Source organism: Verticiella alkaliphila (genome assembly GCF_018904615.1).
GTDB lineage: Bacteria > Pseudomonadota > Gammaproteobacteria > Burkholderiales > Burkholderiaceae_B > Verticiella > Verticiella alkaliphila.
Map to the genome: position 1 here is coordinate 1 of NZ_JADCNH010000036.1, position 25,588 is coordinate 25,588.

Annotated in this window: 21 protein-coding genes and 3 pseudogenes; 16 read left to right on the forward strand and 8 right to left on the reverse strand. The window is 68.5% G+C overall.

Annotation, left to right across the window (positions count from 1 at the left end; translation table 11 throughout):
- The 5 genes and pseudogenes from IMZ29_RS17915 to IMZ29_RS17935 all read left to right on the forward strand — a co-directional run.
- The coding region (locus IMZ29_RS17915) for an FAD-dependent oxidoreductase (RefSeq protein ID WP_216186631.1) at nt 1–945 on the forward strand (945 nt) is incomplete at its 5' end.
- A 99-nt stretch (nt 946–1,044) separates the two neighbouring features.
- Nucleotides 1,045–3,242: pseudogene (locus IMZ29_RS23490) on the forward strand (glycoside hydrolase family 31 protein).
- A 58-nt stretch (nt 3,243–3,300) separates the two neighbouring features.
- Nucleotides 3,301–4,239 (forward strand): GDP-mannose 4,6-dehydratase, encoded by a 939-nt coding sequence (locus IMZ29_RS17925; protein ID WP_216186633.1) that lies wholly within the window; start codon nt 3,301–3,303, stop codon nt 4,237–4,239.
- Nucleotides 4,236–5,216, forward strand: a complete 981-nt coding sequence (locus tag IMZ29_RS17930; RefSeq protein ID WP_216186636.1) for a GDP-mannose 4,6-dehydratase — start codon at nt 4,236–4,238, stop codon at nt 5,214–5,216. Before IMZ29_RS17925 ends, IMZ29_RS17930 begins: the two co-directional genes overlap by 4 nt.
- A gap of 18 nt (nt 5,217–5,234) precedes the next feature.
- Entirely contained in the window at nt 5,235–5,618 is a 384-nt protein-coding gene (locus tag IMZ29_RS17935; RefSeq protein WP_216186638.1) for a hypothetical protein, read from the forward strand.
- A gap of 613 nt (nt 5,619–6,231) precedes the next feature.
- Here the strand turns inward: IMZ29_RS17935 and IMZ29_RS17940 are convergent.
- Genes IMZ29_RS17940 through IMZ29_RS17965 form a run of 6 tightly spaced genes read right to left on the reverse strand, consistent with a single transcriptional unit; the run spans nt 6,232 to nt 10,250 of the window.
- The gene (locus IMZ29_RS17940; RefSeq protein WP_216186640.1) at nt 6,232–7,545 is read right to left on the reverse strand and encodes a dihydroorotase; all 1,314 of its coding nucleotides are present in this window, start codon (nt 7,543–7,545) and stop codon (nt 6,232–6,234) included.
- Nucleotides 7,546–7,557: 12 nt separating this feature from the next.
- Complete coding sequence (locus IMZ29_RS17945) at nt 7,558–8,523, reverse strand: aspartate carbamoyltransferase catalytic subunit (RefSeq protein ID WP_216186642.1); 966 nt, start codon at nt 8,521–8,523, stop codon at nt 7,558–7,560.
- Entirely contained in the window at nt 8,507–9,028 is a 522-nt protein-coding gene (pyrR, locus tag IMZ29_RS17950; RefSeq protein ID WP_216186644.1) for a bifunctional pyr operon transcriptional regulator/uracil phosphoribosyltransferase PyrR, read from the reverse strand. Before pyrR ends, IMZ29_RS17945 begins: the two co-directional genes overlap by 17 nt.
- A 60-nt stretch (nt 9,029–9,088) precedes the next feature.
- Entirely contained in the window at nt 9,089–9,493 is a 405-nt protein-coding gene (gene ruvX / locus IMZ29_RS17955; protein ID WP_216186646.1) for a Holliday junction resolvase RuvX, read from the reverse strand.
- Nucleotides 9,486–10,058 (reverse strand): YqgE/AlgH family protein, encoded by a 573-nt coding sequence (locus IMZ29_RS17960; protein ID WP_216186648.1) that lies wholly within the window; start codon nt 10,056–10,058, stop codon nt 9,486–9,488. The genes ruvX and IMZ29_RS17960 overlap by 8 nt, the downstream gene beginning before the upstream one ends.
- Nucleotides 10,059–10,085: 27 nt before the next feature.
- Complete coding sequence (locus IMZ29_RS17965; RefSeq protein ID WP_216186650.1) at nt 10,086–10,250, reverse strand: rubredoxin; 165 nt, start codon at nt 10,248–10,250, stop codon at nt 10,086–10,088.
- A 101-nt stretch (nt 10,251–10,351) separates the two neighbouring features.
- Here IMZ29_RS17965 and thiD point away from each other — a divergent pair, with 101 nt between their 5' ends.
- The 8 genes and pseudogenes from thiD (at nt 10,352) to IMZ29_RS18000 (ending at nt 18,427) form a co-directional block, all read left to right on the forward strand.
- Nucleotides 10,352–11,233 (forward strand): bifunctional hydroxymethylpyrimidine kinase/phosphomethylpyrimidine kinase, encoded by an 882-nt coding sequence (gene thiD / locus IMZ29_RS22900; protein ID WP_253207234.1) that lies wholly within the window; start codon nt 10,352–10,354, stop codon nt 11,231–11,233.
- Nucleotides 11,234–11,264: 31 nt separating this feature from the next.
- A complete protein-coding gene (locus tag IMZ29_RS23395; protein ID WP_371820339.1) occupies nt 11,265–11,951 on the forward strand; it encodes a thiamine phosphate synthase in 687 nt (228 codons plus the stop codon).
- Nucleotides 11,952–11,969: 18 nt separating this feature from the next.
- Entirely contained in the window at nt 11,970–13,262 is a 1,293-nt protein-coding gene (hemL, locus tag IMZ29_RS17975; RefSeq protein WP_216186652.1) for a glutamate-1-semialdehyde 2,1-aminomutase, read from the forward strand.
- A 116-nt stretch (nt 13,263–13,378) separates the two neighbouring features.
- Nucleotides 13,379–14,607 (forward strand): annotated as a pseudogene (argJ, locus tag IMZ29_RS17980) (bifunctional glutamate N-acetyltransferase/amino-acid acetyltransferase ArgJ).
- Nucleotides 14,608–14,681: 74 nt separating this feature from the next.
- Nucleotides 14,682–15,524 (forward strand): ATP-binding protein, encoded by an 843-nt coding sequence (locus IMZ29_RS17985; RefSeq protein ID WP_216186690.1) that lies wholly within the window; start codon nt 14,682–14,684, stop codon nt 15,522–15,524.
- The gene (locus tag IMZ29_RS17990; protein WP_216186654.1) at nt 15,514–16,515 is read left to right on the forward strand and encodes a Nudix family hydrolase; all 1,002 of its coding nucleotides are present in this window, start codon (nt 15,514–15,516) and stop codon (nt 16,513–16,515) included. The genes IMZ29_RS17985 and IMZ29_RS17990 overlap by 11 nt, the downstream gene beginning before the upstream one ends.
- Before the next feature lie 227 nt (nt 16,516–16,742).
- Nucleotides 16,743–17,000: pseudogene (locus IMZ29_RS23400) on the forward strand (Tar ligand binding domain-containing protein); the annotation flags it as partial.
- A gap of 287 nt (nt 17,001–17,287) precedes the next feature.
- Nucleotides 17,288–18,427 (forward strand): methyl-accepting chemotaxis protein, encoded by a 1,140-nt coding sequence (locus tag IMZ29_RS18000; protein ID WP_216186656.1) that lies wholly within the window; start codon nt 17,288–17,290, stop codon nt 18,425–18,427.
- On the opposite strand, the gene zapD is transcribed toward IMZ29_RS18000, so the two are convergent.
- Nucleotides 18,385–19,155 (reverse strand): cell division protein ZapD, encoded by a 771-nt coding sequence (zapD, locus tag IMZ29_RS18005; RefSeq protein WP_216186658.1) that lies wholly within the window; start codon nt 19,153–19,155, stop codon nt 18,385–18,387. The genes IMZ29_RS18000 and zapD overlap by 43 nt on opposite strands.
- Before the next feature lie 183 nt (nt 19,156–19,338).
- On the opposite strand from zapD, the gene IMZ29_RS18010 reads away from it, so the two are divergent.
- From IMZ29_RS18010 to IMZ29_RS18020, 3 genes are read left to right on the forward strand one after another with little or no spacing between them, the layout of a single operon-like run.
- Nucleotides 19,339–20,436 carry an efflux RND transporter periplasmic adaptor subunit gene (locus tag IMZ29_RS18010; RefSeq protein ID WP_216186659.1) on the forward strand — a complete coding sequence of 366 codons (1,098 nt, stop codon included), beginning with the start codon at nt 19,339–19,341 and terminating at the stop codon, nt 20,434–20,436.
- Nucleotides 20,437–20,439: 3 nt separating this feature from the next.
- Nucleotides 20,440–23,484 (forward strand): efflux RND transporter permease subunit, encoded by a 3,045-nt coding sequence (locus IMZ29_RS18015; RefSeq protein WP_216186661.1) that lies wholly within the window; start codon nt 20,440–20,442, stop codon nt 23,482–23,484.
- Nucleotides 23,478–24,998 carry an efflux transporter outer membrane subunit gene (locus IMZ29_RS18020; protein WP_216186663.1) on the forward strand — a complete coding sequence of 507 codons (1,521 nt, stop codon included), beginning with the start codon at nt 23,478–23,480 and terminating at the stop codon, nt 24,996–24,998. Before IMZ29_RS18015 ends, IMZ29_RS18020 begins: the two co-directional genes overlap by 7 nt.
- On the opposite strand, the gene coaE is transcribed toward IMZ29_RS18020, so the two are convergent.
- Nucleotides 24,892–25,560, reverse strand: coding sequence for a dephospho-CoA kinase (coaE, locus tag IMZ29_RS18025; protein ID WP_216186665.1), 669 nt, complete (start codon nt 25,558–25,560; stop codon nt 24,892–24,894). The two genes, IMZ29_RS18020 and coaE, sit on opposite strands and share 107 nt — an antisense overlap.
- Nucleotides 25,561–25,588: the final 28 nt, after the last annotated feature.

The window sequence follows — 25,588 nt, forward strand, 5'->3', positions numbered from 1 at the left end:
GGCGCGGCGCCCAGGATCGCCACGCCGGGCGACGTGCCGCCCGAGTCCGTGGCCATCCGGTGCGGCACCGTGCAGGTGATGCCGCGACGTCAGGCCCGCGATGCCGACAGCGCGGCGGCCTGGCGGGCGGGCATCGCCGCCCGGGGCTGGCCACGCGCCTGGCTGCACCTCGTGGACGCAGCCGAGGCTGCGGCGCTCGCCGGGCAGCCGGTCGGGCGCGATGGCCTGTATTTTCCGGGTGGGTTGCAGGTGCTGCCCCCCGCGCTGTGTGCCTACCTGCTGGCGCACCCCGCCATTGAGCGGCAGACGGCCCAGGTGACGCGCCTCGTGGCGCACGGGGCGCGCTGGCAGGCCCACGACGCGGCCGGCGCCGTGCTGGGTGAAGCCGACATCGTCGTCCTGGCGGCAGCCGGCGCCGTGCCCGGGCTGCTCGCGGCCAGCGGGCTCGACTGGCCGCTGGGCGCCGGCTTGCAGCAGGTGGCCGGGCAAGTCTCGCTGCTGCCGGTGTCTGCCAGACTGCCGCCACGCTGCATCGTGGCGGGGGATGGTTATGTGCTGCCCGCCGTCGCGGGCCATGCCGTAGTGGGCAGCACCTACGATCACGTCACTCCGCCTGGCTCGGCGCCACCGGTCACGGCGGCCGGGCACGCGGTCAACCTCGCGCATTGGCAGACCCTGCTGCCCGCATCGAGCGTGGCGCAGTTGCCTGCGGGCACCGGCGGCTGGGCGGGATGGCGCGCGGTGCTGCCTGGGCGGCTGCCGGCGGTGGGCGCGCTGCCCGGTGCCGCCGGTATCTTTCTCACGGCGGCGCATGCCTCGCGCGGCATGAGCTGGAGCGCACTGGGGGGGCAGATGCTGGCCGATGCCTTGCAGGGCGCACCGGCAACTGTCGAGCGCGAGCTTGCCGCCTGTGTGGACCCGGCACGCGGGTCAGCCGGCGCCTGAGACGCCGCGTCCGGGCGTATCTCGGCCTAGCATAGGGGACAGTGGTTTATTTACGACGGCAAATCCGTCAAAATAGCGGTTTTACACGAATTGGCGGATATGCGCGACTCGACGAACTTCCAGCGATCCCGCTACCAGAATCTCGGGCCGCTCAGCCACACCAGCGCAACTTCCACCACGTTCGAGTTCACGACCGGCGCGGGTGGCACGCTGACCATCGAAGCGCATGCCCCTGGCGTGTTTCGCCTGCAGGTCGCTCACGGCCCGACGGCGGCGGATCGCGCGAGCGAGCTTGCCGCGCTGCTTGCGCGCGACGAGCCGGTGGGCGAGGGCGTGCTGGAAGTCGTCGAGGGTGGCTGGCGTATCCAGCAGGGCGACGACGTCCTCACGCTGAATGCCGATCCCGTGCGCCTGCGCCTGGAGCGCCATGGCCAGCTGCTGCTGGACACCGGCGAGCCGGCCGACGCCGGCCTGGGCATGGCCACCGCGCAGGACGACGCGGGCGCCTGGCTCTTTGCCGTGGCGCTGCACGAGGATGACGTCATTCACGGGCTTGGCGAAAGTCTGACCACCCTGGATCGTCGCGGCGAAACCCTGGTGTCCGACGATCCCGCCGCCCGCATGCTGCCGCTGGCCTGGAGCCCGCGCGGCTGGGGCGTGCACGTCAATGCCCTGGGGCGCATCGTGCACCGCGTCGATGCCGAGGCACTGCCCGGGCATCACGTTATCGAAGTCGCCGATCGCCGCCTGGACATCTTCTTCTACACCGGCGAGCCCGGCGAAATCCTGAGCCAGTACAGTCAGCTCACGGGCCGCGCGGGCCAGCCCCCGCTCTGGAGCCTGGGCCCCTGGCTGCGCCAGCCGCCGGAATCCTCCGCGGAAGCCCTGGTGAGTCTCGCTGCCGAGCTGCGCGAAGGCCAGTTCCCGATCGAAGTCATCAGCCTGGATGCCCCTATCGCCTGGGACATCCGCGGCAAACAGGCCTTCGAGTGGGATGCCGCGCGCTTTCCGGACGTGAAGGGCATGCTCGCCCATGGCAAGGCGACGGATCTGCGCATCTGCGCCCACGGCATGCGGCCGTGCTGCAATCGAGCCCCATGTTCGAGGAACTCGAAGACCGCGGCTGGCTGCTCGAAGCCGAAGCGGGCGGGGCGCACGTGTTCGACGGCGTGCCCGCCACGGGCGGCGCGGCCTTCGGTCTGCTCGATCTCACGCACAAGGACGTCTACAACTTCTGGTGCGAACGCAATCGCCAGCTCTTCGATGATGGCGTCGACGCCATCGCCTGCGATGCGCAGCTGGACATCCCCGATACGGTCAACGCGCGCAACGGCGCGAGCCATGCCCGTCTGCGCACGCTGTATCCGCTGCTCACGGCGCGCAATCTCTTCGAGGCCGCGGCCTGGAACAAGGTGCCGCCCGAGGGCGTGGTGCTGCATCGGGACACCTTCCCGGCCGGGCAGCGCCTGCCCTTCATGGCCGGCCCTGCCGTGCCCAACACCTGGGATGGCCTCGCGGCCACGCTGCGCGCCGCGCTCACCACCGGGTCGAGTGGGGTGCCGATCCTCTTTCACGAGCTCGGCAACCAGAACGCTCCCCTGGATGGCATGACGCCCGAGCTTTATCAGCGCTGGCTGATGCTCGGTGTCTTCAGTGCCAATGTGCGTCTGCAGGGCCTGCCGGCGCTGCTGCCGACGGCGCTGGACGAGGCTGCGCAAGCCCGCGCACGCACGTGGCTGCAGTGGCGCTATCGCCTCGTGCCCTATGTGCTGGGCGCGATCGAGGATTCCGCGCGCAACGGGCTGCCCGTGCAGCGCAGCATGGCGCTGGCCTTTCCGAACGATCCCGAGGCGCAAGCCTACGAGTCGCAGTATCTGCTGGGCCCGGCGCTGCTCGTGACCCCGTTGCTCGCCTCGGGCGATGAAGTCACGGTGTATTTCCCGGCGGGCGAAGCCTGGTGGGATCTGGCCACCGGCTGGCGCTACGAGGGCGGTACGGCCTGGACGTTCCCCTGCCCGAACGGCCACGTGCCAGTGTTCGGCCGCGAAGGCCACATCCTGTGCCTGGGCACGGGTGGGCGGCACACGGGCGAGTTCAATTCCGCGCGCCTGCTCGAAGAAGTCTGGCTCTTTGGCATGCCGCAGGTGAGCCCGACCGTGATGCGCAACAAGATCCGAGTCATGCAGATGCAGGGCTCGAGCTACATCAAGGGCCTCGAAGGCCTGCGCATCCTGCCCTCCGAAGGCCTCGAAGTGAAACGCCGCGGCGCTGAAGTGCGCATCTCGCGCGCGCGCTAGCGTCCACCAGGGCGGTGCATCTGGCCTGCGGGCCCGGTGCGCCGCCGGGAGATCCCGCATGAGCCCATCCCCAACGCCGCGCCGGCTGCTCGTCACCGGCCATCGCGGTTTCGTCGGCCAGAATCTGCAGGCCTGGCTACCCGCCTCGGCCTATGCCGATCATTACACCCTGGTCCTGCCCGAAGCGCCGTACGACGTCTGCGATGCCGAGGCCGTGTGCGCCATGGTACGCACCGCGCGCCCGGATGCCGTCCTGCACTTGGCGGCCCAGAGTTTCGTGCCGCAGGCGTTTCGCGATCCCGCAGGCACCTTCGCCGTGAACGTGGGCGGCACGCTGCATCTGCTGCAGGCGCTGCGTGACGAAGGCTTCGCTGGCCGGCTGCTGTACGTGAGCAGTGCGGACGTCTATGGTGCAGTCGAGCCCGAAGCACTGCCCGTCTCGGAGGCCCGCTTGCCCGCGCCGCGCAATCCGTACGCGGTAAGCAAGCTCGCGGCCGAGGCGCTGTGCCGCCAGTGGCATTTCACGGAAGGCCTGGATGTGGTGATCGCCCGCCCCTTCAACCACACGGGCCCTGGGCAGGACGAACGCTTTGCGGTGTCCGGTTTCGCCCGTCGGGTGGCTCGCATCATGATGGGCATGGAATCCCCGCGCCTGGTGACCGGCAATCTGGCTGTCACGCGCGACTTTACCGACGTGCGCGACGTGCTTGCGGCATACTTCTGCCTGTTTTCCGCCGGCCGGGCGGGCGAGATCTACAACGTCTGCTCGGGCGTGGAGACGCAGTTGTCGGATCTGCTCGCGCGCATGCTGGAGACGGTCGGGCTGCAAGTCACGCTCGAGACCGATCCGGCGTTGCTGCGCCCAAACGAGCAGGTGCGCATGGTAGGCAGCAGCGACAAGCTGCGTGCCGATACGGGCTGGACACCGGCCTGCGATTTTGACGAAACGCTGGCCACTCTCGTGGAGTGGTGGCGCCAACAGGAATACGCGATATGACCAAGAGCGCTTTGATCACCGGCATCAGCGGCCAGGACGGCGCCTATCTGGCGCGTCTGCTGCTCGACAAGGGCTATGACGTCTGGGGCTTTCAGCCGCGACGCTCCACGGACACCCTGTGGCGCCTGCGCGAGGTCCAGGCCGAAGACGACGTGCGCCTGATCAACGGCGACCTGACGGACTTGTCCTCGGTGCTGCGCGCCGTGGAGAAGAGTCGCCCGGACGAGGTGTACAACCTCGGCGCGCAGAGCTTCGTGGGCAGCTCGTGGGACCAGCCGCTGCTCACGGGGCAGGCCACGGGTATCGGTGCGGTCAACGTGCTCGAGGCCGTGCGACTGGCCGCCCCCGAGGCGCGCTTCTATCAGGCCTCCACGAGCGAGATGTTCGGCCTCATCCAGGCCGAGCGCCAGGACGAGAACACGCCGTTCTATCCGCGCAGCCCGTACGGCGTGGCCAAGCTCTATGCCCACTGGATGACGGTGAATTACCGCGAGAGCTTCGGTCTGCATACCTCCAGCGGCATTCTCTTCAATCATGAATCGCCGCTGCGCGGGCTCGAGTTCGTCACGCGCAAGGTGACCGACGCCGTGGCGCGCATCAAGCTCGGCCTGCAGAACGAACTTCGCCTGGGCAACCTGGACGCCCAGCGCGACTGGGGCTTTGCGGGGGACTACGTCGACGCGATGTGGCGCATGCTGCAACAGCCCCAGGGCGGCGACTACGTCATCGCCACGGGTCGCACCGTGAGCGTGCGCCGCTTCTGCGAGCTCGCCTTCAGCCATGTTGGGCTGAACTACGAGGATTACGTGAAGGTCGATCCGGCCTTCTATCGCCCGGCTGAAGTCGACATCCTGCTCGGCAATCCGGCCAAGGCGCAGCGCGTGCTGGGCTGGCAGGCCACGACAGCGCTCGAGGATCTTGTGGCCATGATGCTGGAAACCGACCTCGCCCGCGTCCAGCGTGGCGCCCGGAACTGATTTTTCCGAGACCCCGACGTGCATTCCTATCTGCTCGGCTTTGCGTTCGCCGTCCTGGGCGCCTGCCTTCTCACCGTCCTCGTGAGCGGCATCGTGCTGTTCTTCCTCAACTGGCGTCGCATCAACGAGGCATTCGCGCATCCGATGCTCAAGCAGCGCGCCTTCCAGCACCAGCCGTTCTCGATCCAGGCGGCGATCACGCTGGATTACTTCTTCCGCATGATCTTCACTGGCAGCAAGCGGCCCGGGTTGATCGGCAACGCGAACCGCCTGCTCGCGCACGTGGACCCCAAAACGCTGCCCCTGGGTGTGCGCTGGCCCGTGGCGGGCTTCTGGGGCGGCTGCTTCCTCGGCATCATCGCCATGGTGGTGGTGTGGGCTTTCGTGCTGCTGGGTATCTGACGGGTTATCCCCGCGCGCTGTGCACAGCCCTGGGGCCACCCTGGGGGTGAGTGCAAATCTGGCCTTCGAATCAAGACGTTACGCGTGCTGCTGAATTTTTCGGCAGCACGCGTTTTTCATGGGCTGGCGCGTGCCAGGGCGGGACACACGTCGAGTTGTCCCCAATGCCATCCACTGTTGCCGAGCCTAGCATCGAGTTTTCCCCGTCAGGTGTGCATATCCCTGGGGACACCCTGGGGGCTGCTCCGGTTTGTGCTGAAAAATCAAGTCTTTACTAGGGCTGATTAATCTTTCGGCAGAGCCTTGTGCGGCGGATAGTCAGGCGGTTTCGCACGTGCTGCGTCGTTGTCGATGGCAAGTTATCCCCCGTGGCTGTGAACAAGCTTGGGGACACCCTGGGGGTGAGTGCGAAACCCTTCGTCATATCAATGACTTGGCCGGGGTGACTACGAATTGGGCAGTCGACTACCTACTGCATGGCTTTATCCCCGCAAGCTGTGAACATCTCTGGGGAAAGCCTGGGGAGGCAATAAAAAACCCATGACGAATCATGGGTTTATGAGAGTTGCCCAGGAATTGGGCAGCCCGTGTCGCAGAGGGCTGCGCTCCTCGTTCAGGCGGCGCGTTCGTTGAGGCTGGCCTCTTTCGCCTCGAACACCACCAGACCGTCCACCAGCGTCGCGCGCACGCGTGCCGGCAGCTCGATGCCAAGGAAGGGCGTGTGCTTGCCCTGACTGTAGAGCTCGGATTCGCGCACCGTCCACATGGTATCGAGATCCACGATGGCGAGGTCGGCCGTGCCGCCCACTTCCAGTCGACCGCAGGAGGCGATCACACGATCGCCCAGCACCGTGGCCGGCGCGTGCGTGATCTTGCCCAGCGCCTGCACCAGCGGCACACCGCTCTGCTGCGCCCACTTCACCGTGAGCGAGAGCAACAGCTCCAGGCCTGTGGCGCCGGCTTCGGCCTCGCTGAAGGGCAGCAGCTTGTTGTCGTCGTCCACCGGGGTGTGGTCCGAGCAGATGGCGTCGATCGTGCCGTCCGCGAGCGCTGCCTGGATGGCATCGCGATCGCGTTGCCCGCGCAGCGGCGGGATGAGGCGGCAGTGCGAATCGAAGTGACCGATGTCCAGATCCGTGAGGTGCACGTGGTGCGCGCTCACGTCGCAGGTCACGGGCAGGCCTTCGGCACGCGCGGCGCGCACCAGCGCGAGCCCGGCCGCACTGGACAGGCGGCACAGGTGCACGCGAGCACCCGAGACGCGCTGCAACTCGAAGATCGTGTGCAGGGCGATCGTCTCGGCCTGCACCGAGACGCCGGAGAGCCCGAGTCGGCTGGCATACGAGCCGCTTGCCGCCACGCCGCCGCCCAGCCAGGGATCCTGGGGGCGCAGCCACAGGGCGTAGCCGAAGGTGCGGGCGTACTGCATGGCGCGCAGCAGCACATTGGTGTCGGTGATCGGGGTGTCGGCCTGCGAGAACGCCACGCAGCCGGCCGCGGTGAGCTGGCCCATTTCGGTGAGCTTCTCGCCCTTCAGACCCACCGTCATGGCGCCCAGCGGGTACAGCCGCGCCTGGTTGAGCAGGCGGGCGCGGTGCTTGAGCATCTCGACCAAGCCGGGCTCGTCCAGGGCAGGGTCCGTGTCCGGTGGCAGCACGAGGCTCGTGACGCCGCCGGCCAGGGCGGCCTGCATCTCGGATTCGAGCGTGGCACGGTATTCGAATCCCGGTTCGCGCAGGCGCGCGGCGAGATCCACCAGCCCGGGCAGCACGGCGAGGCCGCGCGCGTCGATGACGCGGTCGGCTGAAAAGTCGGCCGGGGCGTTGCCCAGGCCGACGATGCGGCTGCCGGCAATGAAGACGTCTTTCTGAGCATCCACGCCGTAGGCGGGATCGATGAGGCGTGCGCCTTGAATGTGTAGCTTCATGGTTGTCCTGGCTCAGTCGATGGCCGCGCCGGCCACGATGCTCATCACCGCCATGCGCACGGCAATGCCGAAGGTGACCTGGTTCAGGATCACGGCCTGGGGCCCGTCCGCGACCGACGATTCGATCTCCACGCCACGGTTCATGGGGCCCGGGTGCATGACGATGGCATCCGGCTTGGCGAGCGCGAGCTTGTCCTGGGTGAGACCGTAGTGCTTGTAGTACTCCTGCGGCGAGGGCAGCAGCGCGCCGCGCATGCGCTCGTTCTGCAGACGCAGCATGATCACCACGTCCACGTCCTTCAGGCCTTCGCGCATGTCGTGGAACACCCGCACGCCCATCTGTTCGAGGCCGCCCGGCAGCAGTGTCATCGGGCCGATCACGCGCACTTCGGCCGCCCCCAGCGTCGTGAGCGCATGGATGTCCGAGCGGGCCACGCGCGAGTGCATGACATCGCCCACGACGGCCACGCACAGGTTGGAGAAATCCTTCTTGTAGTGGCGGATGGTGAACATGTCGAGCAGCCCCTGCGTGGGGTGCGCATGCCAGCCATCGCCGGCGTTGACCACGTGCACGTGGGGCGCCACGTGCTGCGCGATCAGGTGCGGCGCGCCGCTCGCGGCATGGCGCACCACGAAGAGATCCGCCTGCATGGCCGACAGATTGCTGATGGTGTCCAGGAGCGACTCGCCCTTGCTCGTGGACGAAGCGTTGATGTTCAGGTTGTAGACGTCTGCCGAGAGCCGCTTGGCCGCGATCTCGAACGTGGTGCGCGTGCGCGTGGAGTTCTCGAAGAAGAGATTGAACACACTCTTGCCGCGCAAGAGCGGCACCTTCTTCACGTCGCGTTCGGCGAGCGGGATGAAGGCTTCGGCGGTGTCGAGGATGCGCGTGACGATGTCGCGCGGCAGACCATCGAGCGTGAGCAGGTGGGTGAGTTCACCATGCTTGTTCAACTGCGGATTACGCATTCGCGGCATCCTCCAGGGCGAGGGCAAAGCGGCCGTCGTCGCCGCGCGTGAGATTGATGCTGGCCGAATCCGGCACGTCGGTCAGACGTGCGGCGGCCAGCGCGGCGGCCACCGGCAGTTGGCGCCCGCCGCGGTCCACGAGCACGGCCAGCTGGATCGATGCGGGGCGGCCGTAGTCGAAGAGCTCGTTCATGGCGCCGCGAATCGTGCGGCCGGTGTAGAGCACGTCATCGACGAGGATGATGTGGCTGCCTTCGACGGCGAAGGGGATGTCCGTGGGCTGCACCTGGTGGTGCAGGCCGATGCGGTCGAAGTCGTCGCGATAGAAGCTGATGTTCAGGGCACCGTGGCGCTCAGGCAGGCCAAGGTCGGCGTGCAGGCGCTCAGCCAGCCACGCACCACCCGAATAGATGCCCACGAGATGGGCCGATCCGGGCGGCAGGGCGGCCACGGCTGCCTTCACCGCGTCGCGCAGCTCGGCGTACAACGCTTCTGCGTCGGGAAGGGATTTCATGGGCAGACGTCGCAGGAAAGAATGAGGGAATTCGCGCGCGGCAGAACACCGGCGCCCGTCTTATAACGCATCCAGATAGCGTTGCAAAATCACGGCGGCAGCCATCGCATCGTCGTCGCCGCCACGCCCCAGAATAGCCTGGGCCTCTAGGGAGGAGTCGCGCTCGTCCTGCAGGTGCACCACGACGCCGAAGCGTCCGCGCAACTGGTCGGCAAAGCGCCGACAGCGGCCGGTGGCGGGCTGCTCGCCGCCGTCGGCGGTGAGCGCCAGGCCCACCACGACGGTGCGGGCCTGCCATTCGGTGAGCAGGGCGTGGATCTGGGCAAAGCGCGGCGCCACGGGCTCGGCAGGGATGACGGCGAGCGGCCGGGCCATCCGCGTCACCGTGTTGGCCAACGCGACGCCGATACGTCGCGTGCCCACATCGAAGCCGAGAAGGGTCTGGTCAGCAGCCGGCTCAGGCATGCCCGGTTTCGCTCGCCAGCATGATCGGATCGATACCGAGCAGACGCAGTGCCGCCGGATAGCGCTCGGCGGGCGGCACGTCGAAGATGATGCGGGCGTCGGCCGACACCGTGAGCCAGGCGTTTTCGCCCATTTCGGATTCGAGTTGGCCAGCCTCCCACCCGGCATAGCCGAGGGTGACCAGCATGCGCTCCGGGCCATCGCCGGCGGCCACCGCCTGCAGCACGTCGCGCGAGGTGGTCAGGGTGAGCCCACCGACCTGAATGCTGGAGTTGTAGTCGCCCGTGGGCGCGTGCAGCACGAAGCCGCGGTCCGTCTGCACCGGCCCGCCAAAGAACACCGGGGAGTCCTTGATCGGCGCGATCTCCAGGTTCAGATCGATGCGCTCGAACAAGGAGCCCAGGGTGAGGTCGGTCGGACGGTTGATGACCAGTCCGAGCGCACCGCGCGCCGTGTGTTCGCACACGTAGATCACCGTTCCCGCAAAGCCGGATTCCCCCATCGACGGCATGGCGATGAGGAACTGGTTCGACAAGTCGAACGGCTGTTCAGCGGTCTCAGACATGGTGCTCTCCGATTGCTGACGCCGGCGTCAGATTTCCACCATCTCGAAGTCGTCCTTGCGGGCGCCACATTCGGGACAGACCCAATTGGGGGGGACATCTTCCCACTTCGTTCCGGGAGCGATGCCATCGTCCGGCGCGCCCGTCGATTCATCATAGATCCAGCCACAAATTAGACACATCCAGGTTCGCATGGTATTCCTGCTGACGTTTTACACTAGGGACTGTCGGCGCTCAGGCTGCACCGCTGTGCGGTCAAGCGCCGATCAGGACCTGTTTCCAGCATCTTACTAAATTGGCCGCCTTGACCTTCGCCAAGACCCCACCTCTTTTGCTCTGTTTCGCGCCGACCGACCCCAGCGGGGCCGCCGGCATCCAGGCCGACGTGCTCACCGGCGCCAGCCTGGGCTGTCATGTACTGAGTGTCCTCACCGGGCTGTCCATCCAGGACACGGCTGGCGTCGAAGACCTGCAGACGATGGCCCCGGAATTCATCGACGATCAGGCCCGGTGCCTGCTCGAGGACATGACGGTGCAGGCCTTCAAGGTCGGCAGCCTCTACAGTCCCGAGGCGGTGAGTGCGGTCGCCCAGGTCGTGGCCGACTATCCCGACGTGCCGCTCGTGGTGCATCTGGGCACCGAGGTCGTGGATGGCGACGAAGCCGCCCGCGAGGCCGCCGACGACACGGTCGCCGCCATCTTCGAATTGCTGCTGCCGCAGGCCGACGTGGTCGTGGTCGATCACCGGCGGCTTGAGCACTGGTTCGCCGAAGAGCTCCTGCCCAAGTCCGATGCCGAGAATGCCGTGCAGGCGCTGCTCGCCTGCGGGCCGCAGCACGCCTTCGTCACCGGGGTGCCCCATGCCGGCGGCGCGCCCGTGAACGTGCTGGCGGGCAGCGATCCGCAGGCGGAAGCCTGGTCCTGGCGCCGCCTGCCCGGCAGTTTCCACGGGGCCGGAAGCACGCTTGCGGCGGCGCTGGCCGCGCTGCTCGCGGGCGGCGCCGAGTTGCGCCAGGCCGTGATCGATGCGCAGCAGTTCACCCGGCGCTCGCTCGAGGCGGGCTTCCAGCCTGGCATGGGCCGCACGCTGCCAGACCGCATGTTCTGGACGCGCAGCGCCGGATCCGACGCGGGCGAGGACGCCGGCGAGCCGGACGGCGACGACGACGAGGCATGACGATCGCGCGCATACGTTGGGATTGCGTGGGGTGGCGGGCGTCTATGGTCTCACCCCGGAATGGGACGACACAGACCGTCTGCTCGACGCGCTGGCGCAGGCCGTGCGCGGGGGGCTGCAAGCCTTGCAGCTGCGCCGCAAGCTTGCCACGCCGGAGCTTCGGCTTGCCCAGGCCCGTGCGCTGCGCGAGGCCTGCCAGCGGCACGGCGTCACGTTCATCGTGAATGACGATGCCGACCTGGCGTTGTCGGTGGGCGCAGACGGCGTGCACCTGGGCCGCGACGATGGCGATGCCGCCACCGTTCGGCGTCTGGCCGACGCCGGGCTCCAGGTGGGCGTCTCCTGCTACGACGACCTCGACCGGGTGCGTGCGGCGCTCGACGCCGGTGCTGCCAGTGTGGCAATGGGCGCGGTCTATCCGTCGCCGACCAAACCTGCGGCCGTGCGCGTGCCCCTCGAGACGATCCGCGCCGCCCGCGCCTGTGCGAGAACGCCGGTGGCCCGTTGCGGGCGAGCGTGGTCGCCATCGGCGGCATCACGCCCGGCAATGCCGCGCCAGTGGCCGCCGCAGGCGCCGACGCCCTGGCGCTCATCAGCGGCCTCTTCGATGCTCATGACATCGAAGCCGCTGCCCGTGCCGTCACCCACGCCATGGCGCCGCGCTAGCGCGGCGTTGCGCAGCCGCCGCCCGGCCCGCGCCGGGGGCGCTGCTTTCTGAGCCTGATTTCGAGACGTCATGACATCCACCAACGCTGAACTTTTCGATCGCGCCTGCCGCACCATCCCCGGTGGCGTGAACTCCCCCGTGCGGGCCTTTCGCTCTGTAGGCGGCACGCCGCGCTTTCTGAAGCGCGCGAGCGGCCCCCATGTCTGGGATGCCGAAGGCACCCAGTACATCGACTACGTGGGCTCGTGGGGGCCGGCCATCCTCGGTCATGCGCATCCCGACGTGATCCGCGCCGTCCAGGAAGCGGCCGTGGACGGCCTCTCGTTTGGTGCGCCCACCGAAGCCGAGATCGAGCTGGCCGAGACGCTGGCCGCGCGCCTGCCCTCGATGGAGCAGGTGCGTCTGGTGAGCTCCGGCACGGAAGCCACCATGAGCGCCATCCGTCTCGCGCGTGGCTTCACGGGGCGGCCCAAGCTCATCAAGTTCGAAGGCTGCTATCACGGCCATGCGGACAGCCTTCTCGTGAAGGCCGGTTCCGGTCTGCTCACGCTGGGCAATCCGAACTCGGCCGGCGTGCCCCCGGAATTCGTGGCGCACACGCTGGTGCTGCCCTTCAACGACGTCGAGGCCGTGCGCCAGGCGTTCGCGCAATGGGGCCCGGAGATCGCCTGCGTGATCGTCGAGCCGGTGGCTGGCAACATGAACCTCATCCAGCCCGCGCCCGGCTTCCTGCAAGGGCTGCGCGAGGTGTGCACCGAATACGGCGCACTGCTGATCTTCGACGAAGTGATGACCGGCTTTCGGGTCGGCCCTCAGGGCGTGCAGGGCTTGACGGGCATTCGCCCGGATCTCACCACGCTCGGCAAGGTGATCGGCGGCGGCATGCCGGTGGGCGCCTTCGGCGGCCGGCGCGACGTCATGGCGCAGATCGCGCCCCTGGGTCCGGTCTACCAGGCCGGCACGCTCTCGGGCAACCCGGTGGCCATGGCTGCGGGCCTGGCTACGATGGCACTCATTGGCGCCCCGGGCTTCTACGAGCGCCTTGCCCAGCAGACGAACCGCCTGGTCGAAGGCCTGCGCGAACGCGCCGCGATGGCGGGCGTGCCTTTTGCGGCCGATGGCATCGGCGGGATGTTCGGCCTGTACTTCAGCGAGACGGTGCCGACGAGCTTTGCCGAAGTCACCGCGGGTGACGTGGGGGCCTTCAAGACGTTCTTCCAGGCCTGCCTGGCCCAGGGCGTGTATTTTGCGCCGTCGGCCTTCGAGGCAGGCTTCGTTTCGATCACGCATGACGACGCGGTGATCGACCGCACGCTGGACGTGGCCGAATCCGCGTTTCGCACGCTGGCCCAGAGCCGGTGAACGCGCGCTGGCGCGGCGCAACTGCGTGACGCGGGCGTGTCGCTGACGAGTTCCTCTTTTGCCTTCGGGCCGCCCAGCCGGCGGCCCTCCCTGATTCCTTCGACAAGGACGCTTCCATGGCTGTGAACCTGCATATTCCTGACGAGAGCGCGATCTTCCCCGTGGCGGGCGTGGACATCGGCGTGACCGAAGCCGGCATCCGCAAGGCCAATCGACGCGACCTGACCGTGTTCCGCTTTACCCCGGGCACCCGTGTGGCCGGCGTCTTCACGCGCAACCGCTTCAAGGCCGCGCCAGTGCTGGTGTGCGAAGAGCACCTGGCTGATGCCGAGCGCGGCATCCGCGCCCTGGTCATCAACACCGGCAATGCCAATGCCGGCACAGGGGCACAAGGCCTGGCCGATGCGCGCGCACGTGCGACGCGCTCGCCACGCTCCTGCTCACAGACGCCCGCCAGATCCTGCCGTTCTCCACCGGCGTCATCCTCGAGCCGCTGCCCGTGGACCGCATCGTGGCCGGCCTGCCGCAGGCGCTGGCCGATGCCCGCCCGGACAACTGGATGAATGCCGCCCACGGCATCATGACCACAGACACGCTGCCCAAGATCGCCTCGCTGCGCGTGCAGATCGAGGGCAAGCCCGTCACGCTTACCGGCATCAGCAAGGGCGCTGGCATGATCCGCCCGAACATGGCGACGATGCTGAGCTTCATCGCCACGGACGCCGGCATCGCCCAGCCCGTGCTCGAGCAGCTCGCGCGTGACGTCGCCGACCAGTCGTTCAACCGCATCACGGTCGACGGCGACACCTCCACCAACGATTCCTTCGTCGTGGCCGCCACCGGCAAGGCAGAGGTCGAGATCACGGGCCCCACACATCCGGGCTTCCTCGTGCTGCGCGCGGCGCTCATCGAGATCGCCAAGGAACTCGCGCAGAAGATCGTGCGCGATGCCGAGGGCGCGACCAAGTTCATCACCATCAGCGTGGAAGAAGCCGGCAACACCGAGGAGGCCCTGAAGGTGGCCTATGCCGTGGCGCACTCGCCGCTGGTCAAGACGGCCTTCTACGCCAGCGACCCCAACCTGGGCCGCATCCTCGCCGCCGTCGGCTACGCCGGCATCGAGGATCTGGATGTCTCGCGTGTGAACCTGTGGCTGGACGACGAGTGGGTGGCCCGCGACGGTGGCCGCAATCCGACCTACCGCGAGGAGGACGGCCAGCGCGTGATGAAGCAGGACGAGATCCGCGTGCGCATCGCCCTGGGCCGCGGCACCGCCAAGGACACCGTCTACACCTGCGATTTTTCGCACGATTACGTGAGCATCAACGCCGACTACCGCTCGTGAGCGCCGCGGCGAGGAATTCCGACGTGACCACTGCATCATCCCGCGCGGATGCCGCGCCCGATCTTCCTGCGCTGATGGCGCAGGCCGCCCGCGTGCTGGCCCAGCTCGAGGCCTGGCTGCCGCCGGCGCCCCCGCCCGTGGACTGGTCGGCCCACGCCTTTCGCTGGCGCCGTCGTGGCGCGAGCGGCTGGCTCGAGGCCGTCGCCCACGTAGCGCGCATCGATCTGACCGATTTGCAGCACATCGATCGGCAAAAGGGTGTGATCGAGCGCAACACGCTGCAGTTCCTCAAAGGGCGCCCGGCCAACAACGTGCTCATGACGGGGGCGCGCGGCACGGGCAAGAGTTCGCTCGTCAAAGCCATGCTGGCCGCCCACGGCAACGACGGCCTGCGCCTGATCGAAGTCGACAAGGAGGATCTGGCCGATCTGCCGGACATCGTGGCCCTCGTGGCCGCGCGGCCTGAACGCTTCCTGGTGTTCTGCGACGATCTGTCGTTCGAGGAAGGCGAGGCGGGCTACAAGGCGCTCAAGTCCGTGCTGGACGGCTCGATCGCGGCGACCAGCGGCAACGTGATCATCTACGCCACCTCCAATCGCCGTCACCTGATGCCGGAGTACATGAAGGAGAACTTGCAGGCGCGTCACCAGAGCGATGGCGAGATCCATCCCGGCGAGACTGTCGAGGAGAAGATTTCGCTCTCCGAGCGCTTCGGCATCTGGCTGTCGTTCTATCCTTTCCGGCAGGACGATTACCTGGACATCGTGCGTCACTGGCTGACCGAGCTCGGCTGCCCGGCTGACGAGATCGATCGGGCGCGCACCGAGGCGCTGCAGTGGACGATCGAGCGGGGGTCACGTTCGGGCCGCATCGCCTGGCAATTCGCCAAGGACTGGGCAGCACGTCATGGCGAATGAGGGCGAGGTGAAGTACCTGGAAGTGGCCGCGGGCGTCATCATCGACGCGCGCGGCCGCGTCTTGCTGGGTGATCGTCCCGAAGGCAAGCCCTATGCGGGGTGGTGGGAATTGCCTGGCGGCAAGCTCGAACCGGGCGAAACGGCCTTGCAGGCCCTGGCCCGGGAGCTCGACGAGGAGCTCGGCATCCGCGTGACCGAGGCGACACCCTGGGTGACGCATATCCACGCCTACACCCACGCCACGGTGCGGCTGGCCTTCTGCCGCGTCACTGCGTGGGAAGGTGAGCCCATCGGGCGGGAAGGTCAGCGGTTGACGTGGGTGGATCCGTGCATGCCCATCGATGCGCTGGAGGCCGGCTTGGGCGGCGGGCAGCTGCTGCCGGCCACGTTGCCGCCGATCGCCTGGCTGCAGGTGCCGCGCCGATATGCCATCGGGGGTATCGGTTCGCCACAGGGGCTGCCCGCGTATCTCGCACGCGTGCGGGCCGCGCTCGATCAAGGCGCCTGCCTCTTCCAGCTGCGCGAGCCGGACTGGCCCGATGGCCCTGAAGCCGACTCGCTGCACGCCGCCTTGCGGGCGTTGCTCGCTGAAACCCGCCCGCGCGGCGCGCGCGTGCTCGTGAACAGCCGGCATCCGGCGAGCTGGTGGGCCGAGGCGGACGGTGTGCACCTGCGCAGTACGGATCTCGGCACGGCGCCGACGAGTCTGCCAGAAGGCGCCTGGATCGGCGCTTCCACGCATACCGCGGGCGAGCTTGCGCGGGCAAAGGCCCTGGGTGCGCATTTCGCCGTACTGGGGCCCGTGCTTCCCACCGCCAGCCATCCAGGCGCGCCGGTGCTGGGTTGGTCCGGGTTCGCGGCTCTCGTCGATGGTGCAGGGCTTCCGGTTTTCGCTCTGGGCGGGTTGTCCATGGACGAGCTGCCGATGGCCGCCTTGCATGCCGCGCATGGCGTCGCTGGCGTGCGCAGCATCCTGCCACGCCAGGCGTGACGGCTGTCGTGCCGCGTGTCTGACGCGGCGCGGCATGGCGTCACGCGCGTGAGCGTTTGAAACCTCGTTCCTCTTGCCACTTGGTGCTTCAGCGGCCTGCGGCTCGACCGCCGCGTGGCCGGATGCCCATCGTCTGGCTGGCAGCGCCTGGCGCTGTCATGTAGGTGCCACGCCGGCCCGGGAAAATATGCCTGTTGCATAGGCCACCCGGCCTGGAGTCGATCGGCATGGTTTCATTGTTGCGCAATGCGAGCGTGCGTCGCGTCGTCGCCGTCACCCTCGCGGCCTTCGTGCTGCTCTTCGCAGTGGTCGGCGCGGGCGGGCTTGCCCTGCTGCAATCCACCCATCAGCGGCTGGACACGCTCGGCCACGTCAACATCGAGCAGGCCAACGCGCTCGCCGACGTGACGGCTGCGCTCCTGCGGGCACGGGTCGGCCTCACCGACGCCCGCGTCTTCATGGAAGGCGGCCAGGATGGCGAGCGCGATGCGGCGCTGGCCGAAGCCGATGCGCTGCTCGCGCGCGCCCGCGAACGTTTCGCCAGCCTGGTGAACGACCATGGAGACAGCCCACCGCCGGTGTTCAGAGAACTCGCGCTGGCCACCTCGGCCTGGATCGACCAGGGCCTGGTGCCCTGGTCGGCTGCCTGCAGGGGTGGAACGGGATTCTGGCGAGCCAGCTCGAGCGTGAGCGTGTCGGCCCGGATGGTGCTGTCTTCCTCGAGGCCGGCGAACGCTTCCAGGCCGCCTTGCGGGCGCAGGGTGAGCAGGCCGTGGCCCAGGGGACGGCCGCGGTGGGCGTGGCGCGCAGCGCCGTGGCCGCCGTGCTGGTGCTGGCGCTGCTGCTGGCGCTGTCGTGCCGCGCCTTCATCGCTCGTGTCGTGCTGCGGCCGCTGGATGCGGCGGGTGCACACGTCGGGCGCATCGCCCACGGAGATTTGTCAGGACAGATCGCGGCCGGCGCCCGCAACGAGATCGGCTGGCTGCAGGATCAGCTCGCCCACATGCAGCATCAATTGCGCGACATGGTGCGCACCGTGCGCAGCGGGGTGGCGGCAATCGACACGCACACGGCCGCGCTGGCGGCCGACAATGCCGAGCTTGCGGCCCGTACCCAGGCTCAGTCGGATGCCGTGCGCGAGACGACGTCCTCGATGGATGAGATCGCCATTTTCGTGCGCGAGAACGCCGATCACGCCGAGCATGCACGCGGCCAGGCGCAGGCGGCCGCCGAGGCCGCCCGGGCGTGCGGTCTTGGCATGCGCAGTCTGCTCGGCACGATCCAGCAGATCGCCGAGCGCTCGGCGCGCATCGAGGATGTGGTCAAGGTGATCGATGACATTGCCGTGCAGACCAATCTGCTGGCCCTGAATGCGGCGGTGGAGGCAGCACGTGCCGGCGCCCATGGCCGCGGTTTCGCGGTGGTGGCTGTGGAGGTGCGCGAACTCGCCCTGCGCAGCGCACAGTCTGCCGCCGAAGTGCGTCGTCTCATCAGCGAGGCTCAGCAGGGCGTGGCCCAGGGCACGCAGGCGGGCGTGCAGGCCGACCGCAGCATGACGGGCGTGGTGACGGCTGTCGAGTCGATGGCGCATTCGATGCAGGCGCTCGCCGATGGCGCAGCCCAGCAGTCGCACGGCCTTGCCGAAGTGCATGCGGCGATGGACCGCATCGATGACGTCGCGCAGAGCAATGCGGAGCAGGTGGCGCAGGCTGCTGGGGCCACGGGCCACCTGGCCAAGCAGGCTCAGACGCTGCGCGAGGCCGTCGCGGCATTCCATGGCGAGACGCGTGAGCGCCATATCGACGGTGACCCTGCATCGGGCGACTCAGCGCCTGTCGACGATGCCCGTCGTCCATCTCGCGCACGCGACTACAGACTGGTGCACAACACCATTCTGAATGGCACGTCGTAAGTGACGGGCTGGGGCTTGGACTGGCCGTCCTCGAGCGTGGCAAAGCGGATGGAGATCGAGTATTTGTTGGCGCTGATCTCGGGAAAGAGGCGGGTGTCGTCCGGCAGGCGCACCTGCAGCAGCTGATAGGCCTTCCCATTGGGCACCTGCTGGTACACCCCGCCAGGCGCCACGGTGGTCTCGGCCTCGCCGTTGCCGCGCAGCATTTCCAGCGTCAGGGAGAGTGCCTCGCGAAGAGGGGCAAGCGGGGCGCACCACTGCTCGAGATCGGCGAGGCGCTCGGCCACGGGGCGCTGCTGCCAGGCATAGTAGGACGGCATGTCGAATTCGCACACGCCACCCGGAATCACGAGGCGGCTGCGCAGGCTGCCCAGCCACTCGTGCTGGCGCATCGAATCCGCGGGCCGGGCCTGGCTCGACAGGTTGTTAACGACGTGCTGCAACCGATCCAGCATGGCGTCGAGCAGTCCGGGCTCGACCTGCGGGTGCTCCCGCAATGCCTGCAACGATTGTCGCTGCCGTTCGAGCTCGTGCAGGAGCTCGGAGCGCACATCGGAGCGGCCCGTGCCGCGCATCACCGCATCGGTGATCTCGAACAGCGTGCTCAGCGCCGCGTGATGCGCGCGCGGGTCTTCCTGCTCAAGGAAGAAGCCCAGCCGGTCCAGCTGGTCTTCGAGCCTGAGCAGGTTGCGCACGCGCTCATTGAACGGATATTCGTAAACAATCACGCCGGTCGTCGGTATCAGCAGTTGCCGGATTGTAGCCACCCACTCCGAGGATTACCGAAACAGGATACGACACGTTGGCACGCTGCGTTGTGTCTCTTGAGACGGGAATGTTGCTTGCTGTCCAGCTTGGTTTCTTTTGCTGCAGGGCCGCTCCAGCGTGGCCTGCCAACTCGGAGGATCAGGATGGACGGACCCAGACACGACGGCGCGATGCGCATACGGCGTGGCCCATGGATGGTCGTGGCAGCGAGCCTGCTGCTCGCAGGGTGCGCGGATACCGAGCCAGCACAACCAGGCGCTCAAGTCCGCCGGGTTGTCGTCGAGCCCGTGAGGGCTGCCCAGCCTGCGGCCGGGGAGCTCACGTTGGCCGGACGCGTCGCGAGCCCGCGGGCGAGCCAACTCGCTTTCGAGGTGGCAGGTCGGCTGCAGGAGATGGCGGTGGCCGAGGGCGAGCGCGTCCCGGCTGGCACCGTCCTGGCGCGGCTGGACCGCACAGACTACGCCCTGCACGTGCGAGATGCCGCCGCACAGGTTCGCATGCTCGAAGCCGATGCGACGCGCAAGCGCCGCCTGCGCGAGGCCGGTGTACTGTCCGCGGCGGCCCTGGACCCGGTGCAGGCCCAGCTCGAGTCGGCGCGTGTGGCGTTGGCCACGGCGCGCCGCCAGCTCGAGCAGACGGCCTTGACCGCGCCTTTCGCTGGGCGGGTGGCTCGGCGTCTGGTGCCCGAGGGCGCTGTCGTCCCGGCCGGCGAGCCGGTGTTCGTGCTGCAGCAGGACGAGGTGGTGGACGTCCAGGTCGATCTTCCCGAATGGGCAGCGCAGCGGCTGGCGCTCGGCCCGTCGCTGCGCGCCACGGGCGTTCCGGCATCGGCTGCCGGCACGACGCTCGCGCTTGCGTACCTCGAGCACGGTACGCAGCCCGATGAAGGAGCGCGCACGTATCCGCTGATGTTGCGCGGGCCGCAGCCCCAGGCGCTCAATCTGCTGCCCGGCATGGCAGTGCGCGTGCAGGTGCCTCTGCCGGCGCCATCCGCAGAGACGGCAGCCGTTGGACGCTTCGTCGTGCCGCTGCCCGCGATCGCCCGGGATCGTGACGAATCCGCCTATGTCTGGGTGCTCGACGCCGACAACCAGGTCCAGCGGGTGAATGTCGGCATCACCCGTGTGCAGGGTGAGCAGGCCTGGGTCGAGGGTGAGCTCCAGGCCGATGTCCCGTTGGTCGTTGCGGGCGTCGGTCGCCTGCATCCGGGTCAGACAGTCGAACCGCAGACCAGGAACTGAGCCGTGCCTCCTATTGCCGAGATCGTATTGCGGCGGCGCATGCACGCCTGGCTGCTGGCCCTCGTCTGTCTGGTGGGCGGTGCCGTCGCCTTCTTCTCCATCGGACAGCTCGAGGATCCTGAGTTCACCATCAAGGAAGCCATCGTCGTCACGCAGTATCCGGGCGCCTCTGCGAACGAGGTGGCGACTCAGGTCACCGAGGTGATCGAGAACGCCATCCAGCAGTTGCCACAGTCCGATGAAGTGGTGTCGCGCTCGTTGCCGGGGTACTCCGAAGTGCGCGTTCTCATCCGCGACGAGTTCCGTGGCGACGAACTCACGCAGATCTGGGACGAGCTGCGCCGACGCGTGGACGCCGTCATGGGCGATCTGCCGCCGGGCGCCGGCCCGCCTCAGGTCAACGACGACTTCGGCGATGTCTATGGCATGTATTACGTGCTCACGGGCGAGGGCCTCACGCTCGCCGAGATGCGCGAAGCCGCCAAGCAACTGCGCCGCGGCCTCTTGGCAGTGGACGGGGTGAGCAAGGTCGAGATCGCTGGCGCCACCGACGAGGAGATCGTCGTCGAGGTCGACGAAGCCCGGCTCGCCGCGTTGCGACTGTCCCCGGATGAGCTTGCCCAGGCCCTGGCCAATGCGGACAGCGCGGTGGAGTCCGGTTCCGTGCGGGCCGGCGCGCTGCGCCTGCGCGTCAGTCCGACCGGCGCCTTCGATTCCCTGGAGGCGTTGCGCGCACTGCCCGTTGGCGCTGGCGGGCAACGCCTCGCCCTGGGCGATTTCGCCACGGTCACGCGCGGCTATCCGGAGCAGCCCGCCCTCATCGTGCGCTATGACGGCCAGCCCGCGCTCACCCTCGGCGTGAGCGGCGTCTCGGGCGCCAACATCGTGGACGTGGGCGAGGCCGTCGATGCCGAGATCGACCGTCTGCTGCCGCGCTTGCCGCTCGGCGTTGAACTGCAGCCGCTCTATGCTCAGCACACCGTCGTCGCCGAGGCGACCGCAGGCTTCGTGCGGGACATGTTCATTGCGGTCGCCATCGTCGTCGTGACGTTGTGTCTGGCCATGGGGTGGCGGGCCGGGGTTGTCATCGGTGGCGTGCTCGTCTTCACGCTGGGCGGTACCTTTCTGCTCATGTTCATCGGCGGGATCGAGCTGCAGCGCGTGTCGCTGGGTGCCCTGGTCATCGCGATGACGATGATGGTCGACAACACCGTCGTGGTCTGCGATGGCATCCTCGTGCGGCTGCGCCAGGGCAAGCGCATGGGCGAGGCCTGCCAGGGCACTCTCGACCAGACGCTCTGGCCCCTCTTTGGCGCGACCCTGATCGGCATTCTTGCCTTCGCCGGCATCGGGCTGTCGCAGGACACCACGGGCGAGTTCCTCTTTTCGCTCTTCTGGGTGATCTGCTCGTCGCTGCTGCTGAGCTGGATCCTCGCCATGACCCTCGTACCGCTGCTCGCGTCCCATCTTTTCCGGCGCATGGAGCGCGAGGAGGCCGACGACGAAGCCGATCCGTACGACGGACCCTGGTATGCGCGCTTTCGCCGGCTGCTCCAGGGCGCGTTGCGTCGGCGTGGCTGGCTCGCCGCAGGCCTGGCCGTGCTGACGGCGGGCTGCGTCTTCCTGTTCGGCATGGTGCCGCAGAGCATGTTCCCGGCCTCGACGACGCCGCTCATGTACGTGGACATGACGCTGCATCGCGGCACGGACATTCGCGCCACCGAGGCGCGTGCGGCCGAGATGGCGACCTTCCTCGCCGAGCAGGACGGGGTCACGTCGGTGGCGACCTTCGTGGGCGCCGGCGCGACGCGGTTCATGCTCACCTATGCGCCGCAGCGGCCCGACCCGGCCTTCGCGCACTTCGTCGTGCAGGGCGAAGACTATGCCCGACTCGACGACCTGACCATCGAGCTGAACCAGCGCTTTCATGATCTGGCGCCGGATGCCTACGTGCACGCCACGCGGCCGCAGTTCGGGCCGAATCCGGATGCGCTGATCGAGGCGCGCTTCATTGGCGAATCGCCGTCCGTGCTGCGCGAGATCGCTGCCGAGGCCCGGCGCCGGCTGGACCGCGAGGCAGGCCTGCTCGCCGTGCGCGATGACTGGCGCGAGCCTGACATGGTGCTGCGCCCGCAGCTCGAGCTCACGCGCATGGCCGAGCTCGGCGTCACCCGTCAGGCCGTGGGTGCCGCCTTGCAGATGGCCACGGATGGCGCACCCCAATCGGTGTTCCGGGATGGCGACGAGCTCATCCCCATCATGCTGCGCACGCGCGGCGGGGAGGGCGCCGAGGACCTGCTGCAGCGCCAGGTGTGGAGCGCCACGCAGAACCGCTATGTGCCCCTGTCCCAGGTGGCCGATGCCGTGGTCACCGACTTCGAGGATGCGATCGTGCATCGGCGCGACCGTCTGCCGACCATCACCGTGCTGGGCGAGCCGCTGCCAGGCGAGCTGGCGAGTCAGGCACAGGCCCGGATCCAGCCTCTGATGGAGGCCATCCCGCTACCCGATGGCTATCGCCTCGAATGGGGCGGCGAGCATGAGGTGTCCTCCGATGCGAACGCCGCGCTCATGCAGACGTTGCTGCTGCCCTACCTCGGCATGTTCCTCATCACCGTGCTCCTGTATCCGGGATGGCGCCAGCCGGTCGTGATCTGGCTCGTGCTGCCCATGACGATCTGCGGCGTGAGCCTGGGGCTGCTTGCCTCGGGACTGCCCTTCGGCTTCATGGCGCTCCTGGGCCTGCTCGGCTTGACGGGCATGCTGCTCAAGAACGCGATCGTGCTGGTAGACGAGATCGATCGTCAGATCGACACTGGCAAACCGCGCCTGGCGGCGATCGTGGCGGCTGGCGCGAGCCGGCTGCGCCCGGTGCTCATGGTGGCCCTCACGACTATCCTTGGCGTGGTGCCGCTTCTTTTCGATCCGTTCTTCGCCAACATGGCGGTGACCATCATGGCCGGGCTCGCCTTTGCGACCTTGTTGATTCTCTTGGCGGTCCCCGTGTTCTACGCGATGCTCGCCCGTGTCGGAGCCGACGAATGCTGAAGACCTTTGTCTGTGCCAGGCGCGTGGCCGGGATCGCCGCCCTCGTGACGCTGGCGGCCTGCGGTACGCCGCAGCATCGGGACGCCCCGGCCGTGCCCGAGACCTACGTGGGCGCGCCAGTCGCCCAGCCCGTGGACGAAGCCGTGCTCGCCCGCTGGTGGACGGCGTTCGAGGATCCGGTGCTCGCAGAGCTGGTGCAGACGGCCCAGGTGCGCAATCGCGACGTTGGCCAGGCCATGGTGGCCGTCGCCAAGGCACGCGCACAGTTGCGAGGGGTGAGGGCTCAGCGCTATCCCACGCTCGATCTGGGGGGCGAGGCGGGCCGGCAGTTCACACGCAGCGAACGTCTTCGCCTGCAGGGTCCGCTGGCCGTGGATCTGGCGGATCTGGGCGACAGCGGCTCCACCCGGATCGACACCTGGAACAGTGCCGTGCAAGCCGGTTGGGAGCTCGACCTCTTCGGCGCCACGCGCGCCCGGGCCGAGGCGGGCGAGCGTCTGCTCGCGGCCTCCGAGGCCCAGGTGGGCGCCGCCCGGCTCGCGGTGGCTGCCAATGTCGGCAACGCGTACGTGGAGATCCGCGCGTTGCAGGCGCGCCGGGCCATGCTGGAGGACGCGGTCGCGATCGCCCGCGAGCTCGAGCGCATCGGCCAATTGCGCTTCGAGATCGGCGAGGTGACGCGGCTGGACGTCGAGGCGCAAGCCGCCGAGCGAGCGTCTGCTCAGGCCGACCTGGCCGAGCTCGACATCGCGCTGGCCGAAGCCCGGTTCGCGCTGGACACGCTGATGGCAGCGCCCCCCGGCTGGAGCGCCCAACGTCTGGCTGAGCCCGCCGACGTGCCAGTCGTCACGCGGGCGATTCCGCCGGGCCAGCCGACGACGCTGCTGGCGCGCCGGCCCGACGTGCTTGCCGAGTTCGCGCAGCTCGAAGCGGCGGAGTACCAGGCGTTGGGTGCGCGCCGTGATCTCTTTCCGCGCATCACCTTGTCGGCAGCATTGGGCGGGCAGGGCCTCGCGGTGGGTGGGCTGCTCTCGAGCGTATCGAGCTTCGCGCAGGTGGGGGCGATGTTCGCCTGGCCGTTGCTGGACGGCGGCCGCCGCCAGAGCGCCATCGATGACGCGCAGGCGGACGTCGATGCCGCCTATCTGTCACTGGCCCAGACCTTGGCTGAGGCGTTGCAGGACGTGGAGACCGCGCTGGCACAGATCGCCGGGCGTCAGCAGCAGGCGACTGCTCGCGGCGAAGCGCTGGCGCGCGCTGCCCGCGCGCACGAACTGGCGCGGCTGAGCTATGAGATCGGTGAGGTCGGGTTGGCCGAGGTGCTGGACGCCCAGCGCGCGTGGCTGCAGGCCCGCGAAGGCCTGTTGCAGACGCAGCGCGCGCTGGCGGGCGCGCAGGTGGCCTTGTTCACGGCGCTGGGCGGTGGCTGGGAGACGGATCCCGCCGCGCCGCCAGGGCCAGCCACGTCGCATGCATCGCATCCACGTGTTCGCGCAGGCGCTCAGGCGATGTGAGCCCGTCGTTGACGATCACGTCGTCGGCCACGGCCAGGCGCGCCTCGCGCGTGGCCTGGGCCTGCAGGATGCGCTCGACAGCCTCGGGGGCAAGGCCGCTGCGGATGCCCACGCGGGCGATCTGCGTGGCCGGATCGCAGTCCACCACGCAGATGCGGTCGACGCGGTCGCGCCAGCGCCCGGATTCCACCAGCAGCGGCACGACGAACACCTGATAACAGCCGCGCGCCGTGGCGGCCTCGCGATCGACCGCCGCGCCAATCATGGGATGCAGGATGCGTTCGAGACGGCCGCGGGCGGCGGGATCGCGAAAGACCCGATCGCGCATGGCGGCGCGATCCAGCGCGCCTTGTGCGTCGGCAATGGCGTCACCGAACTCGGCGCGCAGCGCCGGCATGGCGTCGCCGCCCGCCGCCGTCAACTGGTGGGCGATGACGTCGGTGTCGATGAGGGCGGCGCCGAGCTCGGCGAGACGATCCGCGACCCGGCTCTTGCCCGACCCGATGCCGCCGGTCAGGCCGATGCGATAGGGCGGCAAAGACGGCACGTGCGTGTCAGACATGGCAGGCCTCGCGCAAAAGCGGTGATTG

Excerpts from the sequence above, each read along its gene's own strand:
- IMZ29_RS17925 (WP_216186633.1), top strand. The coding sequence starts at position 3,301 with ATGAGCCCATCCCCAACGCCGCGCCGGCTGCTCGTCACCGGCCATCGC.
- IMZ29_RS17930 (WP_216186636.1), top strand. The coding sequence starts at position 4,236 with ATGACCAAGAGCGCTTTGATCACCGGCATCAGCGGCCAGGACGGCGCC.
- IMZ29_RS17940 (WP_216186640.1), bottom strand. The coding sequence starts at position 7,545 with ATGAAGCTACACATTCAAGGCGCACGCCTCATCGATCCCGCCTACGGC.
- IMZ29_RS17945 (WP_216186642.1), bottom strand. The coding sequence starts at position 8,523 with ATGCCGCGAATGCGTAATCCGCAGTTGAACAAGCATGGTGAACTCACC.
- pyrR (WP_216186644.1), bottom strand. The coding sequence starts at position 9,028 with ATGAAATCCCTTCCCGACGCAGAAGCGTTGTACGCCGAGCTGCGCGAC.
- ruvX (WP_216186646.1), bottom strand. The coding sequence starts at position 9,493 with ATGCCTGAGCCGGCTGCTGACCAGACCCTTCTCGGCTTCGATGTGGGC.
- IMZ29_RS17960 (WP_216186648.1), bottom strand. The coding sequence starts at position 10,058 with ATGTCTGAGACCGCTGAACAGCCGTTCGACTTGTCGAACCAGTTCCTC.
- IMZ29_RS17965 (WP_216186650.1), bottom strand. The coding sequence starts at position 10,250 with ATGCGAACCTGGATGTGTCTAATTTGTGGCTGGATCTATGATGAATCG.
- hemL (WP_216186652.1), top strand. The coding sequence starts at position 11,970 with ATGACATCCACCAACGCTGAACTTTTCGATCGCGCCTGCCGCACCATC.
- IMZ29_RS17985 (WP_216186690.1), top strand. The coding sequence starts at position 14,682 with ATGGCGCAGGCCGCCCGCGTGCTGGCCCAGCTCGAGGCCTGGCTGCCG.
- IMZ29_RS17990 (WP_216186654.1), top strand. The coding sequence starts at position 15,514 with ATGGCGAATGAGGGCGAGGTGAAGTACCTGGAAGTGGCCGCGGGCGTC.
- IMZ29_RS18010 (WP_216186659.1), top strand. The coding sequence starts at position 19,339 with ATGGACGGACCCAGACACGACGGCGCGATGCGCATACGGCGTGGCCCA.
- IMZ29_RS18020 (WP_216186663.1), top strand. The coding sequence starts at position 23,478 with ATGCTGAAGACCTTTGTCTGTGCCAGGCGCGTGGCCGGGATCGCCGCC.
- coaE (WP_216186665.1), bottom strand. The coding sequence starts at position 25,560 with ATGTCTGACACGCACGTGCCGTCTTTGCCGCCCTATCGCATCGGCCTG.